The organism is Anaerococcus sp. HMSC075B03 (genome assembly GCF_001815585.1).
Taxonomy (GTDB): Bacteria; Bacillota; Clostridia; order Tissierellales; family Peptoniphilaceae; genus Anaerococcus; species Anaerococcus vaginalis.
Genome location: NZ_KV821203.1, coordinates 26,646 through 43,810, shown reverse-complemented (window position 1 = coordinate 43,810; position 17,165 = coordinate 26,646). Strand labels below are relative to the sequence as shown.

Genomic DNA, 17,165 nt, shown 5'->3' with positions numbered 1-17,165 from the left:
TTCTATCTATATCAAAAATGGAAAATTTTATATTTTTATTATTTTATAGGATTTTTATTAAATGACGAAAATTTATCTAATACTAAACTTATCAAAGCAAAAATCATTCCAAATCCTATAATAATATAAATATTATTTAAAAATATTTCTTTTGAAAAATCATTTGCTATCATATTATTGTTTGCTACATAATAAAAGCTTGGAAAAACTCTAGCTAATAAAAGGGCGTTTTTACTTAAAATCTCTTGAGGTACAAAAACCCCTGTTAAAAATGATGAGCCTAGAGCAAATATATTCATTACAGCCATCATAATATTGCTATTACTTATTAATTTCGAAATAAAAAGCGCAAGACTAACTGTAGATAAGGCAAAAATCAATGAATTTATCATCATATATATTATTCTGTTGGATAAATCTTCTTTCCCATTTAAAACAAAAAATGCAATGATATAAAGAATCCAAGAAAAAATAGCAAAACAAATATTACCCAAAAGTATTTGCAAATTTCTTTTTGTTTTACTTAAAGGAGAAATCAAATTTCTTTGACTGATATTTTTATTTTTATAAGTCAGGCTAACCAAAGAAACTACCAAAATTATCTGACTTAAAAATACATAAGATAAAAAGTTGAAGAAAAATAAAATTTTTTCTGGTATAATTTGCCCCTTATCTTTTTTTAGAGAAATCTTCACTTTCTTTTGAAAATCTTTCTTCGTATTTTTGATTGCATCATTAAGATTTAAACCCGCTTTTTCATAAACCGAAATTTGATCTAAATATAAGTTTACTGATTCTTTTACATATTGATAATATTTTGCACTTTGACTCTTTTTTATCTCAACTTTTCTTTCTTTATCAAAATTTTTCGGAATTTTTATGTAAGCTGTCACAATTCCATAAAATAAATTATCATCAATATTTTTTCCTTTAAGGTCAACAATTTTATTTTCTTCTTCCATATAATCAATAAAAGATTTTGATAAATCACTTTCACATAAATCTTCTATATAAATTTTTGCCTTTTCTTTTTTATAAACATTTGTATTGTTATTGCTAGAATTTGAAAATATAAGTAAGGACATAAAAATTATTGTATATAAGGCTATCGCCTTTAAATGACCTCTAATTATTTTAAAATAATTTTTAAATACTATCATATTGCCTACCCCTTGTTAATAGATAAGAAATCAATCCAAAAATCAAAGTTAAAAATAATAAATATCCTATATTTGTCCGATACCTATCCAAATTATCATAATAGTAAATACTATAGATTCCATCATTAATTAAGCTTGCTGGATTTAGCTTATTAATTATAGGATAATTTTCTTGGATTAATATTTTTACATCAGAATTCATCATTCCAGCTAGGTATGAAAAAAGCATGCTTACAGCTATTCCTATTCCACTTTTTATTTCTATACTAGCCTTATTGGATAAGCCGATTAAACACCCAAACAAGACTCCAAATAAACTTGCAAGGCCTATAAGAAATATTAAAAGACCTAACTTATTAGAAAAATCGATTTTATAAATTTTATTAAAAAATAAAATTGTAAATAAAACTATAGAAAAGTTTATTATAAAACCCGAAAGAATTGAAGCTGAAAGACTTACAGATTTTTTTATTGGAGCTATTGCATTTCTTTTTGCAAGAGTTGTTAAGTTTGCTTCATAGTTGTAAATAATCAAAAGTCCAAAACTAAATCCATATAAAGCCTGCATTGCTATAAGTGTATAGAAAAACGTATTGATGATGTTAATATTTTTCTTTGAAATATTTTTTATGTGATCTACATTTTCGGTCAAAACATTAGGGTTAAAAGTAGGATTTTTTCTTATAATTTTCTCAACCATCATCCCTTTTCTAAGATAAGCATTCATAATACTTTCAACAATTGATTCATATAGACCTGATTTTTTAAACTCAACTTTATCATAATCTTTTATATAAGCAATTATTTTTTCATCATCCATATTTTTTTTATCATATAGCTTAAATATTTTTTCTTTCTCTAGTTTATCTAAGAAATCATCAAAATATTTATCATCTCTTAAACCATCTTTTACACTAACATTTATAGGCTCAAATTTCATAGAATTTTCGATATTTCCAAGACCTATATAAAAGAAAAATCCTAATATAAGAGGAAATATTAAAGACCAAAAAATAAGAGTCTTATCCCTAATTAAAATTTTAAAAGTATTTTTAAAACTATGTAAGAACATACTAATCCCTCAATTCTTTTCCAGTTAATTCTAGAAATACATCATTTAAACTAGGTCTACTTGAACTTAAATGGTCATATTTTGTATTGCATGAATTTAATATATCAACAAGATTTAAAATATTTGAATCTTTAGAAAAACTTAATTTACAATTTCTTCCATTTATTGAAAAATCTATCAAAAAATCCATATCTTTTATTTTTTCAATCAAGTCATCTGATAAATCATCAGATTCAAAAGAAATTTTTTCCTTTAAATTTATAGTATCCTTTAAGCTTTCAGCATCGCCTTTTGCTATTATTTTTCCCTTATCTAAAATAACTATGTAATCACAAAGACTTTCAACTTCATCCATATAATGAGAGGTGTAGATAATGCTTGCTCCTTCTTTATTTAATTTTTTTATACCTTCCAAAATATTGTTTCTAGATTGAGGGTCAACTGCAACTGTAGGCTCATCAAAAATAATTAAGTCAGGTTTGTGGGTTATTCCACAAGCAATATTTAACCTTCTTAGAAGTCCACCAGATAATTGCTTAGGTTTAAATTTAACAAAATCACCAAGACCTACAAGATCAATAGTTTTTTTAACAAGAATTTTTCTTTTATTCTTATTTTTTATATATAAGCCACAAAAATAATCTATATTTTCATAAACATTAAGCTCATCATAAACACCAACATCTTGAAAAACTACACCAATCTTTTTCTTGATATTAAATGAATCAGCAGTCATTTCTTCGCCAAAAATTTTAATAGAGCCTCCATCATTTTTTAGTAGAGAAAGAATGCAAGAAATGCTAGTAGATTTTCCAGAACCATTAGGTCCCAAAAGCCCCAAAATTTCTCCTTCATATAAATCCAAATCCAAATTATCAACAGCAATAAAATCTTTATATTTTTTAAGCAAAGACCTAACTTCAATAACTTTATTAACCATAATTTTTCTCCTTTTATTTATTTTAGCATATAAGAATGAGTAAAAATATTATAAAAATGTAAAAATTTTGTAAAAATAAGCACAAAAAAAGACGTTATTGCTAACGTCTTGCATTTCTTGGTGCGGGATAAAGGAGTTGAACCTTCACGAGAAAATCTCACTAGATCCTAAGTCTAGCGCGTCTGCCAATTCCGCCAATCCCGCATATGGGGTGAGTAGAGAGATTTGAACTCTCGATCTCCTGGGCCACAACCAGGTGTCTTAACCAACTGGACCATACCCACCAAATAAATAACTTACTATACAAGTATACATCCAATCAAATCACTTGTCAAGCAAACTGTAAAATATTCAAAATATTTTTACATTTTACAAGGGCCTTTCTCTTTCGACTTATATATAATACCACTAATAAAAAATTAATGCAAATTTATTTTTATTTTTAAGTTTTACAAAAAATATCTCTTATAGTAAAATACTGTTAAGAAAGATAGATTTAGAGGTGATTTTATGAAGAAAAAATCTAATAGCAAAATGATTTTAAAAATTTTTGCTGTTGTAATTGTTTTGTCTATGGTTATTCCTATTATTATGAATGCTGTTGAATCATTATGATTGTTGAAAATATTGAATATTCTGATAAATATAATTTGGTAAAAATTACCATTTCAAATGAATTTTTTTATATTTCTTATGATTTTTTTAATGATTTAGCTTTATCTCTTGGAGCGGTTATTGATTTTGATTTGTATAAGGAAATTCTAAGAGAAAATGACTTTAATAGATGTAAAAATGAAGCTTTAAAACAATTATCTTATGGGGCAAAGACTTCTTTCGATTTGAAAAAAAAATTGAAGGAAAAAAAATTCAATAATGATTCGATTTCTAGGGTTATTGATTTTTTGACTGAATATAATTTAATTGATGATAAAGCTTATGTGAAATCTTATATAAATGATAAATCAAGGATAAAAAATTGGTCCAAGGGTAAAATTAGATATAAATTAAAGGCAAAATTTATTGATGATAGTTTAATTGATACTTATTTGGATAAAATTTCCTATGATGAAGAGTATAAAAAAGCTTATGATGCAGGTCTTAACAAAAAAGAAAGTGTAAATGATAAAAATAAGGTATATAGATTTCTTGCTTCTAGGGGATTTTCTTATGATATTATAAGTGATGTGTTGGGTGATTTGTTTAAATGAAAAATGCTTTTGTTTATATTTTAAGATGTTCTGATGGAAGTCTTTACACTGGTTGGACAAATAATTTACAAAATAGATTGGAAAAACACAACAAGGGAATTGGCGCAAAATATACAAGAGCAAGAAGACCTTGCAAGTTGGTTTTTTATAAAGAAGTTTCTGACAAAAATAAGGCTATGAAAATTGAATATAGAATAAAAAGATTAAACAAAAAATTCAAAGAAAATATTGTGAATAATTTTGATAGAAAAAAATTAGAGCTTATCGATTAAATAAGCTCTTTTTCTTTTAATTTTTTATAGAGGCTTTCTCCTCTTCTTTTTATTGACAATTCAAATAGCCCCATATTTGTAAAGCCATATATTTCGTAAGTGTCAAAATATTTTTTTATATTTTCGTTTATTTTATCAATCAATTGGTCATTTTTACTAGATTTTAAAAAATCTATAACGACCATTCCGCCAATATTTCTAAGATTTAGATTATAAAAAATAAAATCTACCAAATCTTCATTAACCTTATAATAAAAATCATCTTTATCCATAGTTGATTTTTTCTTTGATGAATTCACATCAATAAAGCAAAGCGTTTCAAGATCATTGATTATTATTGATAAATCGTCTTTGTAAATCTTTTTTTCCTTAATATTTTTTATTGAATCTGAAATTATTTTATTATTTTTTATATCTAGTTCAACAAGTTCCAAATCTTTATTTTTTTCACAATATAAATCAAATTCATTGTAAGTTTTCAATAGTTTTGGAGAAGGCGTAAAATTTTCCTCATCTATTAATCTTTTTTTTAGTTCAAGTAATTTATTATAATTTTCAAAATTTTTCTTTCTATCTTTTTTTAATTTTGGAAATCCCTTATTTTTGAACCTATACAAATAATAATCTTCATTTTCGATTCTAAAATTTGCACTCATAGTTGCTAATTTATCGTCAAATTCTTCTTTAATAATCTGGCAAATTACACTATCTCCAATTTTAAATTTTTTTTTTGATTTTAAAAAAGCCTTTTTGCCATCATCATACAACAAAAAATAAGCATTAATAGAATCAATTTTATTTACTACTTTTGCCCTATAAATATTGAACAAATATGGAGAATAAAATTTTAATTCAAAAAGCTTGTTATCGACAATTTTGCCAAAGGCTTTTTCTTTATAATCTACAAAAATATATGATTTCATTTTGCTAATTTCTTCTTTAATTTTTCAAAAAATCCAATTTTTTCGATATTTTCATTTTTTTCATTCAAAAGATTTGAAATAATATTTTCATAGGATGTATCTTTTGATTTTAAACCTAAAAATTTTGAAGGTTTAGCAAAAATTTCATCTCTATATTCCCTAATATCAAAATATTTGTCATTACTTTCAATAAAAAAATAGTCAGAATCAAAGTCTTCATTAATTCTACATTCATCAATAATTTGAATTATCTTTTTATCATCTATTAAATCTTTATCTAAACCATTTACAATAAGAACATCATAATAATTTATTTTTTCTAAAAGATTTGATATATCATCTTTTTTTATTTTATATTTTGAATTAATTAATGGAGCTATGGCAATATCTATATTATCACAAGTTTTTCTAATAATTTTTTCAAGACCTACAAGGTCAAGGAAATAATCACATATATCGTATGTGATCATCCCTCCCATATCAAATAAATCTTCGACATTACAATCCTTGTTTCTTTCAAATGAGAGAACCAAAACAGACTTATCCTTAGATAAAATTTTTGAAAAATCTTTTATAAATTTTAATTCATTTTGATTTTTTGAATTTATTAAATATATGTCCATTTTATTCTCCTTGTGTATTTTCTTGATTATTACCTTTGGTTTTTACTTCATTAAGAAGATTTTGCTTATCTGGATTTATTTTTATATCAAAATATTTGCAAACTATGTCTCTAAAAATTGGTGAAACATTATATGATGTTCCTCCTTGAGTTAAAATTATTGATATTGCAATTTCTGGATCATCGTATGGAGCAAATCCAATCATCCATGCATAAGGGTCGTAACCACTTCCATCTGGATTTTTACCTTCAACTTCTGCTGTTCCTGTTTTTACTCCAACTTCAAGAGGCATTCTATTTAAAATAGCATTATTTTGAGCAACTAACAAGGTACCATATTTTATATCTTCCAAATATTTATCATCTTTAATAGAAATTTTCTTATGCTTTACTTGATTTTGATATAAAATATCTTTCGAATTATGGTTTGTTACTTCTTTTATTAATGTGTATTTATTTAAATAACCACCATTTGATATTGTAGAGATAACTCTATTCATTTGTAGTGGCGTGTATGAATTTTGACCTTGTCCTATAACTATATTTAACATATCTGTAATATCCCATTTTGCTTGATTTAGATAAGTAAATTTTAAAGTATCAGCAAGGCCTGCCCTATCATCTTTTTTGATTTCTAATGGTTCATAACCCATTTTATCAATCATTTCTATTAATTTTTTTCTATTTATAGAATTTGGATTATCCGCTAATTTTACAAGTTCATTTTTATCATTTTCAATATCAGATTTTGTTTTTTTAACATTTTTTTTCAAATATTTTTTTATATTTTTATCAAGGTACTTCTTCATTAATGATTTTGTAACTTCTAATTTCTTTTCGACAGATGGTATATTTCCACTTGATTCCTGTGGAATATTTATTTCTATTCCAGAAGTTTCATCTAATCCCAAAGTACTAGCAGCTTTTTTTACATCACTTAGTTCAAGTTTAAATCCAAGGCTTTTGCCAGTAGATGGATTTTCTCCCAAAGCCAAACAATAAAAGTAATAGTTACATGAATCTCTAATTGCATCATATAAATTTTCTTCTCCATGGTTGCCACCAGTTGTTGACCAAATTAAACAAGAAAATCTCCTACTTCCTATATCCATAAAACCATTACAATAATTTGTCATTTGTGGATTTAATCCTTTTTCCAAAGCCGCCAAAGAAGTTACTAATTTAAAAGTAGATCCAGGCATAACAGCAGTCTGACTTGCCACATTTAACATAGGTCTTGCTGCTAGCACGGATGAATCATCATCTACTTGTAAACTATCCCAATCTGAAGAAGAAATTCCTGTAGAAAATAAATTAGGATCATAACTTGGATATGAAGCCATTGCAAGAACTTCTCCAGTTTTTACATTACTTACAACAACTGCTCCATTTGTTGAATAAGGAGCAATTTCGCTAGTATTAAAATTCCCATATTCAGATTCATAGGTTTTACCTGTTCTAATTGATTCTAGAACTTTTGACAGAGATTTTTCTGCTTGCGCTTGCAAATTAGCATCTATAGAAAGATAAACGTCATTTCCTGGTTCTGATGGAGTTTTTGATAATGTTTCAATTCTATTTCCTGATGAGTCTACAGTTACAATACTTTTTCCATTTTTTCCTCTGAGAGTATCTTGATATGATTCTTCGATTCCAGTTTTGCCGACAATTTCATCTCTTAAATATGAATCTTTTTTTACATATTTTTCCACTTCTTCATCGGTTGCAATTGGTCCCATGTAGCCTAAAACGTGGCTTGCCAAATTTCTATTTGGATAAGATCTTATAGGAATTGTTGCCACACTAATCCCCTTTGATTTGTCAATATTTTCTTCAATTCTTAGAACAGTCGAATCATCTAAATTATAAACTAAATTAATTGGTCTAAAACCAAATGAGCCTTGCCTATTAATAATGCTATCGATTGTCAAAATCCCACAAGCTTCATAGTCATTGTCATTTTTTATATCTGATACTGATTTTATATAATCAAGAACTTCTTTTGCGCTTTTTGCTTTATTTAGTTTTTTTACAACCTTATCTCGACTTTCATTTTTATCTCTGCTTGCATAGTATTCAAAGAAATCTTTTTTGGCAACATTGAAAGTATAATCCCATTTGCTAGGCTTATCTTCTGAAATATCGATTGATGGATATACGTTATTTATAGCATTAGCATTTTGTGCCAAATATTTTAAATCTTTATCTAAGATTACGCCCTTCAATAATTTATGTTTGTCAGCAAGATTTGCTAATTCTTCTGCAGGATCTCCAGCTTGAGAATTTTTAAATTTTATATCAACAGAATATATGTTTTTTTTATCTTTTGTTTCGGTTTTTACTTCTGTTGTAAAGTTTGCATATATACCTTTGTTTTCCAATTTTTCTATCAAAATATCTGCTGGAATTAGGTAAGAACCATCTTCTTCATTTAAGCTTGCTGATTTTAAAAATTCTTTAATTGAAGATTTTTTTACAATTTCATAAAAATCATCACTAGCTTTTGTATCTAATTTTATTTCCGGATAGCCATCATTTAAACTAGCTTTTTTTTGTATGAGCTTTTCATCTGCTATCAAACTATAATCTTTTAAAATCACATTAGATTCTAAATTTTTTTCTTTCAAAATATTATAAGTTAATAATCTTGCTTGGTTATTTTCTAATATATTTTTTATAACAGACTTATCGTCGCCAATTGCACTAACAACAACGTCAAGAGGATCATCTTTTGTGCTATGACCTAATGCTTTTAATTTTTCTTTTGCATTTTCCTTATATACTAAATTAAGTTTATTATTTTTTTGCTTAACTAATATAGGAATATCTATTCCTCTTTTTTTCAAGGCAAGAAGGGCAGTTTTTATTGTTTCATATTTTATCCCATCTTTGTTGCTAAAAGATCCTACTATTTCTCTTGTTAATTTTTTTTCAACTATTATATCAACAATTTTATCTTCTGGTGATTTTTCTTCTTTGAAATAATCATCCTCACTTTTGTATTGGAATGAATTTAGTCTAATATCAAAATCATTTTGGTAATTTACACCTGCTTCTTCCAAAATATTTACCAAAGAATTTACAGCCTTTATCCTATCTTCATCATCCAAGCTTGTAAGTTTATCTTTATATAATTGCACAGCAAAAGATGGAACTGTTGTAGCAAGAACATTTCCATTTCTGTCTAAAATATCTCCTCTACTTGCAATTTCATCAACTTCTTGAACTTTTCTATTATCTGATAAGTCTCTGTAATGTTCTCCTTGATTTATCATAAGGATAAATAATTTTACAAAAATAGCAAGAAACATTAGACCAAAAACTATTTGCAAAATAGTTATTCTATTTTCTTTTTGTTTTCTCAAAACTTACACCCCTATATCCTATATGTTGGAATATACATTAGTTTTTTTATTATTATATGATAGATTAAATACATTAAAGTATTCAATAAAGCTTCTACCAAAATTGGTACAAATAAATAATTTTTAATAACAACTATATCCCCATTAAAAATATATGTTATTAAACTTACAAATAAAAAGTTTAATATAGTAAAAACAAAAGTTAATATCAAACCTGTTTTTTTATCGCTACTAAATCTAAACTTTTCATCTCCAACTACATGACCTATCAAAAAATATGATAAAGCTCTTACACCAATTATTTTTGAAAACATAAGATCTTCCAACAAACCAATAACAAGCCCCGTATAAGAAGCACTCTTAGACCCAAGCGTTAAGGATAAACATATTACAAATGCAACTATAATATTGATATTTGCTCCAAATATATCCACCTTAGAAAAGACGCTAACTTGTAGGATAAAAGAAATAAAAGCTATTAAAAATGTTTTAAATTTATTCATATATCCACCTTACTTTCTAAGAACCAAAACCCTATACAAATGGGTAAAATCTGCTGGAGAATCAATTGTTACATTTTTTCTTAGAGAATCCTTGCTCATAATTACATTAGAAATTTCTCCCAAATATAGGCCCTTAGGATAAACTCCACCTATTCCACTTGTAATTAATGTATCAGAATTTTTAACATCACTAGAAACTTCTAGCATATAACCACTAATTTTTTTGTTTTTATAATCATCAATAACCCCATAATCTCCACTTCTAGAATTAATGAAGGAAACGTCATTTGATGAATTTTTAATTGTTTCGACCTTACTTGTTGTTGAATTTACTTTTACAACTTTTCCTATAACGGCAGATGAATATTCGCTATTTCCTATAGCTTGCAAAATTACATCATTAACTTTTATTCCATCTTTTTTACCCTTATCTATAAAAAATGATTCTTGCATACTTTTTACATCAGAATTAATAACTTGAGCTTTGACGTATTCATATTTTTTATTTTTTATAGCATCATTTTCAGCTTTCAAAAAATCTTTTCTATTAATAACTTCCATTAAGTTAGCATTTTCTTTTAAAAGATTTTGATTTTCTATCTTTAATTTTTCAACTTCGGCTCTTGTTTGCTTTGAACCAATTGTATCTTCTATAGCTTTAATTATTTCTGAAGTTATTGAATAAGAAGCTTTGTTTACAGGTTTAAATATGGTATTTGTTATATTATTACCAGCCTCTACCAAATCATCAGTAAGGCTTGATGTAAATATCAACAATACTAACAAAATAACTGTTATAAAAAAATGTTTATTGTTTTTTTTCTTTCTTCTATAAGCCATACTTACCTACTTTGATATTTTAAAAATCTATCTGGATTTTCCATAATTAAGCCTGCACCTTTTATAGCATCCAATTCTGGTTTGTCAGATATTTTCGCCTTTAAATTTATTATTTTTTCAATATATTCACGAAGACCTCTAATATTTGCCATACCTCCAGTCATTAAAAATCCATCATTTTTAATATCACTGGATAATTCTGGCGGTGTTTTTTCCATTACTAAATAAATCATCTCTATTAGACTATCAGCATATTCGCTTATGCAAGGTGCTATTTCTTCACTTGTAACTTTTATTCTTTTAGGTTGAGCATCTTTTACATCTCTACCTTCAACTTCCATTCCTATATCCTTATCTTTAAGTCTAAGTGATAGCAATTCCTTTTTAATAAGCTCTGCTGTATTTATACCTACTTCGATTTTTTTCTTTTCTCTCAAAAAATTTTGAATATTTTTATCGATGTCATCTCCGCCCATTTTTAAAGTTTTGCTAGCAACAATTCCATTAAGGCTTATTACACAAATCTCACTTGTTCCAGCCCCAAGATTTAAAGTCAAAATACCTCTTGGATCTTCTGGAGTAAGTCCAACTCCAAAACAAGCCGCCAATGACTCATCAACCATTATTACATCCCTACTTCCAGCATGCAAAGAAGCATCTTCGACAGCTCTTTGTTCAATGTCAGTAATACCACTAGGAACGCAAACAACAACCCTTGGTTGAACAACCGAAAACCCAGGATTTATTTTTTGGAAAAAATAATTTAACATTGCCTCAGTTAAATTAAAATCAGATATAACACCCTTTTCAATAGGTCTTTGTACTATAATTTCATCAGGAGTTTTTCCAATCATTTCCTTAGCTTGTTGACCAATAGCTTTTATTTCCTTATTTTGGTGGTCAAGAACTAAAACAGATGGTTCAGAAATTACAACCCCTTCATTTTTCTTAAAAACTTTAATACAGCTAGTACCCAAATCAATTGCTAGGTCTTCTGCCATAATTCTAAAATTCATTTTATTCTCCTATATAATATTTTCTTGTCTAAAACTAAAATATTTATTATTGCCAATAATAATATGATCTAATACTTTTATATCCAAAATTTCTCCTGCTTTAACCAATCTTTGAGTAATCTCTTTATCATTACAAGAAGGATTTGGATTTCCACTTGGGTGGTTATGTACAAAAATCACAGAATTTGCACTCTTTTTTACAGCCGAAATAAAACATTCCCTAGGATTAACAATAGAAGAGTTAAGATCCCCAGTAGAAATCAACTCCTTGCTAATAATCACATTTTTTGTATCTAATAATATAGCATAGAAATGTTCTTTTTTTGTGTCTATAAATTTATTTTTCATTAAATTAAAAACATCCTCACAAGAATTAATACTTGTGATTTCTTTATTAATTATTTTTTCAGTAAGTCTTTTACCAAGCTGGATAGCAGCAATAATTTTACTAGCCTTGGCAAGTTTTATCCCGTCAATTCCATTTAATTGCTCAATACTTATAGACAAAAGCTCCTCGCTAGAAAAAGTATTTAAAATTTCTCTAGCAAGTTCAATAGCATTTTTCTTCTTAGAGCCAGTTTCGATAAGAATTGCTAAAAGCTCCTCATCACTCAAACTTGCATATCCCTCATTTTTCAACTTTTCCCTTGGTCTTTGACTAAGGTCCAAATCTTTGATTTTTTTATTCATTTATAACACCAAGTTTCTTTAAATGCTCAATTATAAAATTAGAACTCAAACCAACAAAAAATCCAGTAAAAATTCCTATAAAAACTAAAACTGGAAAATAATAAAACATCTTTATATTTTGCATAAAAAATATTGCAACAATAATTTGACCTAAATTATGGAAAAAAGCACCAATTTCACTAACTCCAATGAGTGAAAAATCATCATCTACCTTTTTAAGTGAAAAATACATAGCAGTTGTAGAAAAAATAGCTCCAACAAAAGAATAGAAAAAACTCATTACTGATCCAGTAATCAAAACCAACAAAAAAGATTTCAATATACTTACAGCCAAAGCCTTTTTATAATCATAAATATAAATAGCAACTAATATTATTATATTCGAAAAACCAAGCCTAGCACCAGGAATCGGAACAGGCATTGGAACCATAGATTCAATCAAAGAAATAGCAAGAGATAAAGCGACAAAAAGCGATAAATTTACATATACTTTTAAAGTTTTATTATTCATCCAACCACCTTATCAATTTCTTCCTCACCACTATCCTCTTTTTCAGAAACAATTTCTAAAATTAATCTATGAGGAAGGCAAACTATAGTTTCTCCAACTTTTTTTATACTAGGCATGTGAGTACAAAGCAAATCTCTACAATTAGCTTCCTTCATACTAACTTGCCCATTTTTTATTTCAACAATATTAAATTCATCATCGTCAATTTTAATTTTAAATTTTTTATCTTTATTAAGTGGATATTTACCATATTCTTTCCCATTAAGCTCAACTCTCAAATAATTTCCATCTTCTCCCGACTTAATTTTTTGCACAAAAAAAGCCATGCTCAAGCTTAATAATAAAAGTAATAAAATAACAAAAATATCTCTTTTTTTTAATTTCATATCTACCTCTTATAAAAGTTTATCATTTAAAATAGATTGATGTCAATTTAAAAAATCCAAATAAAAAAAGACCATCGATTTATTTCGATGGTCAAATCATTATCTTATTATTTATTCAACATCAATACATTTTGCAGGACATTTTTCTGCAGCTTCTTTTAAAAGATTTAGATCTAAATTATCAGATATTGTTTCTTTTGATAAGAAATTATCCATTGTAAATCCTTCTGGATAAGTTCTTGCACAAATTGAACAACCAATACATCCAACTTTACAATTTCCTCTAACATCTTTTCCTTTATCGTGTGAAGAACATTTTACAATTGCTTTTTGTGAATAAGGAACAAGCTCTATAATATTTTTAGGACAAGTTTTAACGCAAGCTCCACAAGCTACGCATTTTTCCTTATCTACAACACTTACTCCATCCACCATATGTATAGCGTCAAATTCACAAGCTTTAACACATGAGCCACAACCAAGGCAACCATAATTACAAGCTTTTTTTCCACCAAATAAAGCAATTTGTGCTCTACAATCTTCAAGACCTGCATATTCGTATAAATCTTTTGCATTTTCGCAAGTTCCATTACATTTTACAACTGCAACTTGTTTATCTCCAGCTCCAGCTGACTCAACGCCCATAGCACTTGCAACTGCATCTGTTACAGATTGTCCACCAATTACACAAGCAGAAACAGGAGCTTCTCCCTTTGCAATTGCATTTGCACAACCATCACAACCTGGATAACCGCAAGCTCCACAGTTTGCTCCAGGAAGTGCATCTCTTACTCTTTCAACAATTGGGTCTGTTTCAACCTCAAATTTTTTACTAATAACACCTAATAAGCCAGCTAGTACAAATCCTAATATGGCTAATACAAGTGTTGGAATTAATATATTATTCATCACATTTCTCCTCTATGCTAATCCTGCAAAGCCCATAAAGGCAATTGACATTAGACCTAGAGTAATCAAAGTAATAGGTCCACCCTTGAAAGCTTCTGGCAAGTCGTTATCTTCGATTTTTTCTCTTATAGAAGCAAGTATTACTAAAGCAATTAAGAAACCTACTGCAGCTGCTGCTGCATTTATTGTTGTTTCTAATAAATTATAGCTTTCATTTATATTTTTAATAGCCACACCAAGTACTATACAGTTAGTTGTAATTAATGGTAGATAAACACCAAGAGCCTCATAAAGATTTGGCATTGATTTTTTCATAATCATCTCTACTGTTTGCACTAATGAGGCGATTACTAAAATAAATACAACTGTTTGTAAATATCCAATTTTTAATGGATCTAATATATAATATTGGATAACCCAAGTAATAATTGAAGATAAGGTTACTACGAAAATTACTGCAGCTCCCATTCCTTTTGCAGTTTCAACTTTACTTGTTACACCAAGTGTTGGACAAATTCCTAAAAATTGTCCCAAAACATAATTATTTACAAATATTGATGCAATAATTATTGAAAATAATTCTGACATAATTCCTCCTACTTATTATTTTTCTTCTTGTTTGAAATAGCTGCTGCTACCGCAAACATGATTCCTAGGATAATAAATGAAGATGCTGGTTGAATTAAAAATCCAATTGTATAATCTTCAGGAATTATTCTATTATCTAGTAATGTACCATTTCCAAATAATTCTCTAATAGCTGCAAGAATAGAAATTGCTATTGTATAACCTAAACCTTGACCAATACCATCAACAATTGATGCTATAGGACCTTGTTGTGAAGCAAATCCTTCAGCTCTTGCAAGAATTATACAGTTTACAACTATAAGTGGAATAAAAATTCCAAGTGATTGATCAAGTGCTGGCAAGTATGCTTTTATAATCATTTGAACCATAGTTACGAAACTTGCTATTACAACTATAAATGCTGGAATTCTTACTTCATCTGGAATAAAATTTCTCAAAACAGAAATTACCAAGTTTGAAAGTGTAAGTACAAAAATTACTGCAGCTCCCATTCCAATCGCATTAGAAAGTGAAGATGAAATAGCAAGTACAGAACACATTCCTACCATTTGTACAAATACTGGGTTATTTGAAAATATTCCGTCTTTAAAAACTTTTCCCAAATTTACAGATTTTTTCTTTCTTTTTTCTTTTTCTTTTTGAACATCTATAGGTTTTCCAGTTTGTCTTTCCATATCTTTACCTCCTACTTAAGATCTTTCAATACTTCACGAGCAGTATTTATACCATTAAGGATAGTATTAGTTGAATATGTAGCTCCTGAAATTCCTACAATTTCGTTTTCAGATCCAGCTTCTGATGCACCGACTTTCTTGTCAACGCTTACGCCTTTAACTCCCTCTTTAAACCAATCTTCTTCCATTTGAAGACCAAATCCTGCAGATTCTGAATGTTTTAAAGGACTGAAACCTGTCAATTTATTTTCACTATCAACTCCAATGATAAATTCGATGTCTCCACCGTATCCACCTTTAGAATTTACATCAAACACATATCCTTTGCCTCCATCAGCTTTATAAACTCCTTTTACAGCTTCAGGAAATTTTCCCTTAACTTCTTCAAAGTCTTTTCCTTCTGGAAAGGCAATTTTTAATGATTCATTTAATTTTTCTTGTTCAGCTTTTTTTATAATTGGTTCTGTAACTGAATTTGTAAAGGCCAATACTAAAGCTGATACAGCTGTAATTATTAATAATTTAATTCCTAATTTTAATGCTTTATTCATCTTTTGCCCCTTTACTAGCTACACCAAATACCTTAGGCATTGTCTTACTATCTATAAGAGGAACTAATAAGTTCATTAATAAAATTGAATATGAAACACCTTCTGGGTATCCACCAAAAACTCTTATTAGTGAAGTGATAAGTCCGCAACCAAAAGCAAATATTATTTCTCCTTTTTTTGTTACAGGACTTGTTGTATAGTCTGTTGCCATGAAAAATGCTCCAAGCATTAGACCACCTGATAATAATTGTTCGATTATTCCATCAACAGATTTATTAAATACCATCAATAAAATTGCTGTTGTTAATATGTATACTGCAGGTATTCTTATTGAAATAACTTTTCTAATTATAAGATATGCTGCTCCAATTAATATGGCTAGAGTTGAAACTTCTCCAATACATCCACCCATATTTCCTATAAACATATCTAATAAAGCTGGTTTTTCTCCTCCTGATAAAACTGTTGCAGCTGATACTGCTGAAACTTTTCCTGGTGCTACATAATTTGACATATTTTTTGACCAAGATGCAAGTAAAAATGCTCTTGCTCCCAAAGCTGGGTTTACAATATTTTGTCCTATTCCACCAAAAAATTGCTTACAAATAACTATAGCAAAAGCTGCGCCTATTACCGTTTGCCAAACTGGCATTGTAACTGGGATATTGTAGGCTAAAAGTAAACCTGTAACTATAGCTGATAAATCATTTATTGATGATTGTCTTTTCATTACTTTGTTAGATACAAATTCTGCAATAACACAACTTGCTACTGATGCAATCATTAAAACAAGTGCTTTCATTCCAAAGAAATATATTCCTGCAAGTCCTGTTGGAATAAGAGCAATTATTACATCTAACATTTCTTTAGTAACAGTTCTCTCGCTTCTCATATGAGGAGAGGATGATACTAATAATTTTTTTGCTTCCATTTAT

19 protein-coding genes and 2 tRNA genes are annotated in these 17,165 nt (G+C 27.8%); 2 read left to right on the top strand and 19 right to left on the bottom strand.

All coding sequences use genetic code 11. The features are described 5' to 3' along the window. Nucleotides 1–38: 38 nt before the first annotated feature. The 5 genes from HMPREF3045_RS07910 to HMPREF3045_RS07890 form a co-directional block, all read right to left on the bottom strand. Nucleotides 39–1,160 (bottom strand): ABC transporter permease, encoded by a 1,122-nt coding sequence (locus HMPREF3045_RS07910; RefSeq protein WP_070738466.1) that lies wholly within the window; start codon nt 1,158–1,160, stop codon nt 39–41. After that, entirely contained in the window at nt 1,147–2,232 is a 1,086-nt protein-coding gene (locus HMPREF3045_RS07905) for an ABC transporter permease (protein WP_070738464.1), read from the bottom strand. The genes HMPREF3045_RS07910 and HMPREF3045_RS07905 overlap by 14 nt, the downstream gene beginning before the upstream one ends. Before the next feature lies 1 nt (nt 2,233). Further along, a complete protein-coding gene (locus tag HMPREF3045_RS07900) occupies nt 2,234–3,172 on the bottom strand; it encodes an ABC transporter ATP-binding protein (protein WP_070738462.1) in 939 nt (312 codons plus the stop codon). Between the two features lie 118 nt (nt 3,173–3,290). Further along, nucleotides 3,291–3,376, bottom strand: a tRNA-Leu gene (locus HMPREF3045_RS07895). A gap of 3 nt (nt 3,377–3,379) precedes the next feature. Beyond that, nucleotides 3,380–3,456, bottom strand: a tRNA-His gene (locus HMPREF3045_RS07890). A 327-nt stretch (nt 3,457–3,783) separates the two neighbouring features. Here HMPREF3045_RS07890 and HMPREF3045_RS07885 point away from each other — a divergent pair. Together HMPREF3045_RS07885 and HMPREF3045_RS07880 are read left to right on the top strand one after the other, a co-directional pair. Then, a complete protein-coding gene (locus tag HMPREF3045_RS07885; RefSeq protein WP_070738460.1) occupies nt 3,784–4,380 on the top strand; it encodes a regulatory protein RecX in 597 nt (198 codons plus the stop codon). Beyond that, entirely contained in the window at nt 4,377–4,652 is a 276-nt protein-coding gene (locus HMPREF3045_RS07880) for a GIY-YIG nuclease family protein (RefSeq protein WP_070607109.1), read from the top strand. Before HMPREF3045_RS07885 ends, HMPREF3045_RS07880 begins: the two co-directional genes overlap by 4 nt. Here the strand turns inward: HMPREF3045_RS07880 and HMPREF3045_RS07875 are convergent. The 14 genes from HMPREF3045_RS07875 to HMPREF3045_RS07810 form a co-directional block, all read right to left on the bottom strand. Next, nucleotides 4,649–5,575 carry a ribonuclease E/G gene (locus tag HMPREF3045_RS07875; RefSeq protein WP_070738458.1) on the bottom strand — a complete coding sequence of 309 codons (927 nt, stop codon included), beginning with the start codon at nt 5,573–5,575 and terminating at the stop codon, nt 4,649–4,651. The genes HMPREF3045_RS07880 and HMPREF3045_RS07875 overlap by 4 nt on opposite strands. Beyond that, nucleotides 5,572–6,198, bottom strand: coding sequence for a hypothetical protein (locus HMPREF3045_RS07870; protein ID WP_070738456.1), 627 nt, complete (start codon nt 6,196–6,198; stop codon nt 5,572–5,574). Before HMPREF3045_RS07870 ends, HMPREF3045_RS07875 begins: the two co-directional genes overlap by 4 nt. Before the next feature lies 1 nt (nt 6,199). Beyond that, complete coding sequence (locus HMPREF3045_RS07865) at nt 6,200–9,562, bottom strand: penicillin-binding transpeptidase domain-containing protein (RefSeq protein WP_070738454.1); 3,363 nt, start codon at nt 9,560–9,562, stop codon at nt 6,200–6,202. Between the two features lie 11 nt (nt 9,563–9,573). Then, nucleotides 9,574–10,065 (bottom strand): rod shape-determining protein MreD, encoded by a 492-nt coding sequence (gene mreD / locus HMPREF3045_RS07860; protein ID WP_019117991.1) that lies wholly within the window; start codon nt 10,063–10,065, stop codon nt 9,574–9,576. A gap of 9 nt (nt 10,066–10,074) precedes the next feature. Next, nucleotides 10,075–10,905 (bottom strand): rod shape-determining protein MreC, encoded by an 831-nt coding sequence (gene mreC, locus HMPREF3045_RS07855; RefSeq protein WP_070604926.1) that lies wholly within the window; start codon nt 10,903–10,905, stop codon nt 10,075–10,077. 2 nt (nt 10,906–10,907) lie between these two features. Continuing rightward, a complete protein-coding gene (locus HMPREF3045_RS07850) occupies nt 10,908–11,921 on the bottom strand; it encodes a rod shape-determining protein (RefSeq protein WP_070738452.1) in 1,014 nt (337 codons plus the stop codon). 9 nt (nt 11,922–11,930) lie between these two features. After that, nucleotides 11,931–12,611 carry a RadC family protein gene (gene radC / locus HMPREF3045_RS07845; RefSeq protein WP_070738449.1) on the bottom strand — a complete coding sequence of 227 codons (681 nt, stop codon included), beginning with the start codon at nt 12,609–12,611 and terminating at the stop codon, nt 11,931–11,933. Next, the gene (locus HMPREF3045_RS07840) at nt 12,604–13,122 is read right to left on the bottom strand and encodes a Gx transporter family protein (RefSeq protein WP_019117993.1); all 519 of its coding nucleotides are present in this window, start codon (nt 13,120–13,122) and stop codon (nt 12,604–12,606) included. Before HMPREF3045_RS07840 ends, radC begins: the two co-directional genes overlap by 8 nt. Continuing rightward, on the bottom strand, nt 13,119–13,508 hold the full coding sequence (locus HMPREF3045_RS07835; RefSeq protein WP_070738447.1) for a NusG domain II-containing protein: 390 nt from the start codon (nt 13,506–13,508) through the stop codon (nt 13,119–13,121). The genes HMPREF3045_RS07840 and HMPREF3045_RS07835 overlap by 4 nt, the downstream gene beginning before the upstream one ends. Nucleotides 13,509–13,619: 111 nt before the next feature. Next, nucleotides 13,620–14,417, bottom strand: a complete 798-nt coding sequence (locus tag HMPREF3045_RS07830) for an RnfABCDGE type electron transport complex subunit B (protein WP_019117995.1) — start codon at nt 14,415–14,417, stop codon at nt 13,620–13,622. A gap of 12 nt (nt 14,418–14,429) precedes the next feature. After that, nucleotides 14,430–15,005 carry an electron transport complex subunit RsxA gene (gene rsxA, locus HMPREF3045_RS07825; RefSeq protein ID WP_004838526.1) on the bottom strand — a complete coding sequence of 192 codons (576 nt, stop codon included), beginning with the start codon at nt 15,003–15,005 and terminating at the stop codon, nt 14,430–14,432. 8 nt (nt 15,006–15,013) lie between these two features. Beyond that, nucleotides 15,014–15,679, bottom strand: a complete 666-nt coding sequence (rsxE, locus tag HMPREF3045_RS07820; RefSeq protein WP_004838525.1) for an electron transport complex subunit RsxE — start codon at nt 15,677–15,679, stop codon at nt 15,014–15,016. An 11-nt stretch (nt 15,680–15,690) separates the two neighbouring features. Next, a complete protein-coding gene (locus tag HMPREF3045_RS07815) occupies nt 15,691–16,230 on the bottom strand; it encodes an RnfABCDGE type electron transport complex subunit G (protein ID WP_070738445.1) in 540 nt (179 codons plus the stop codon). After that, on the bottom strand, nt 16,223–17,161 hold the full coding sequence (locus tag HMPREF3045_RS07810; protein WP_070738443.1) for an RnfABCDGE type electron transport complex subunit D: 939 nt from the start codon (nt 17,159–17,161) through the stop codon (nt 16,223–16,225). The genes HMPREF3045_RS07815 and HMPREF3045_RS07810 overlap by 8 nt, the downstream gene beginning before the upstream one ends. Between the last annotated feature and the right edge of the window lie 4 nt (nt 17,162–17,165).

Excerpts from the sequence above, each read along its gene's own strand:
- HMPREF3045_RS07905 (WP_070738464.1), bottom strand. The coding sequence starts at position 2,232 with ATGTTCTTACATAGTTTTAAAAATACTTTTAAAATTTTAATTAGGGAT.
- HMPREF3045_RS07910 (WP_070738466.1), bottom strand. The coding sequence starts at position 1,160 with ATGATAGTATTTAAAAATTATTTTAAAATAATTAGAGGTCATTTAAAG.
- HMPREF3045_RS07885 (WP_070738460.1), top strand. The coding sequence starts at position 3,784 with ATGATTGTTGAAAATATTGAATATTCTGATAAATATAATTTGGTAAAA.
- mreD (WP_019117991.1), bottom strand. The coding sequence starts at position 10,065 with ATGAATAAATTTAAAACATTTTTAATAGCTTTTATTTCTTTTATCCTA.
- rsxE (WP_004838525.1), bottom strand. The coding sequence starts at position 15,679 with ATGGAAAGACAAACTGGAAAACCTATAGATGTTCAAAAAGAAAAAGAA.
- mreC (WP_070604926.1), bottom strand. The coding sequence starts at position 10,905 with ATGGCTTATAGAAGAAAGAAAAAAAACAATAAACATTTTTTTATAACA.
- HMPREF3045_RS07880 (WP_070607109.1), top strand. The coding sequence starts at position 4,377 with ATGAAAAATGCTTTTGTTTATATTTTAAGATGTTCTGATGGAAGTCTT.
- HMPREF3045_RS07870 (WP_070738456.1), bottom strand. The coding sequence starts at position 6,198 with ATGGACATATATTTAATAAATTCAAAAAATCAAAATGAATTAAAATTT.
- rsxA (WP_004838526.1), bottom strand. The coding sequence starts at position 15,005 with ATGTCAGAATTATTTTCAATAATTATTGCATCAATATTTGTAAATAAT.
- HMPREF3045_RS07835 (WP_070738447.1), bottom strand. The coding sequence starts at position 13,508 with ATGAAATTAAAAAAAAGAGATATTTTTGTTATTTTATTACTTTTATTA.
- HMPREF3045_RS07815 (WP_070738445.1), bottom strand. The coding sequence starts at position 16,230 with ATGAATAAAGCATTAAAATTAGGAATTAAATTATTAATAATTACAGCT.
- HMPREF3045_RS07850 (WP_070738452.1), bottom strand. The coding sequence starts at position 11,921 with ATGAATTTTAGAATTATGGCAGAAGACCTAGCAATTGATTTGGGTACT.
- radC (WP_070738449.1), bottom strand. The coding sequence starts at position 12,611 with ATGAATAAAAAAATCAAAGATTTGGACCTTAGTCAAAGACCAAGGGAA.
- HMPREF3045_RS07840 (WP_019117993.1), bottom strand. The coding sequence starts at position 13,122 with ATGAATAATAAAACTTTAAAAGTATATGTAAATTTATCGCTTTTTGTC.
- HMPREF3045_RS07875 (WP_070738458.1), bottom strand. The coding sequence starts at position 5,575 with ATGAAATCATATATTTTTGTAGATTATAAAGAAAAAGCCTTTGGCAAA.
- HMPREF3045_RS07830 (WP_019117995.1), bottom strand. The coding sequence starts at position 14,417 with ATGAATAATATATTAATTCCAACACTTGTATTAGCCATATTAGGATTT.
- HMPREF3045_RS07900 (WP_070738462.1), bottom strand. The coding sequence starts at position 3,172 with ATGGTTAATAAAGTTATTGAAGTTAGGTCTTTGCTTAAAAAATATAAA.
- HMPREF3045_RS07810 (WP_070738443.1), bottom strand. The coding sequence starts at position 17,161 with ATGGAAGCAAAAAAATTATTAGTATCATCCTCTCCTCATATGAGAAGC.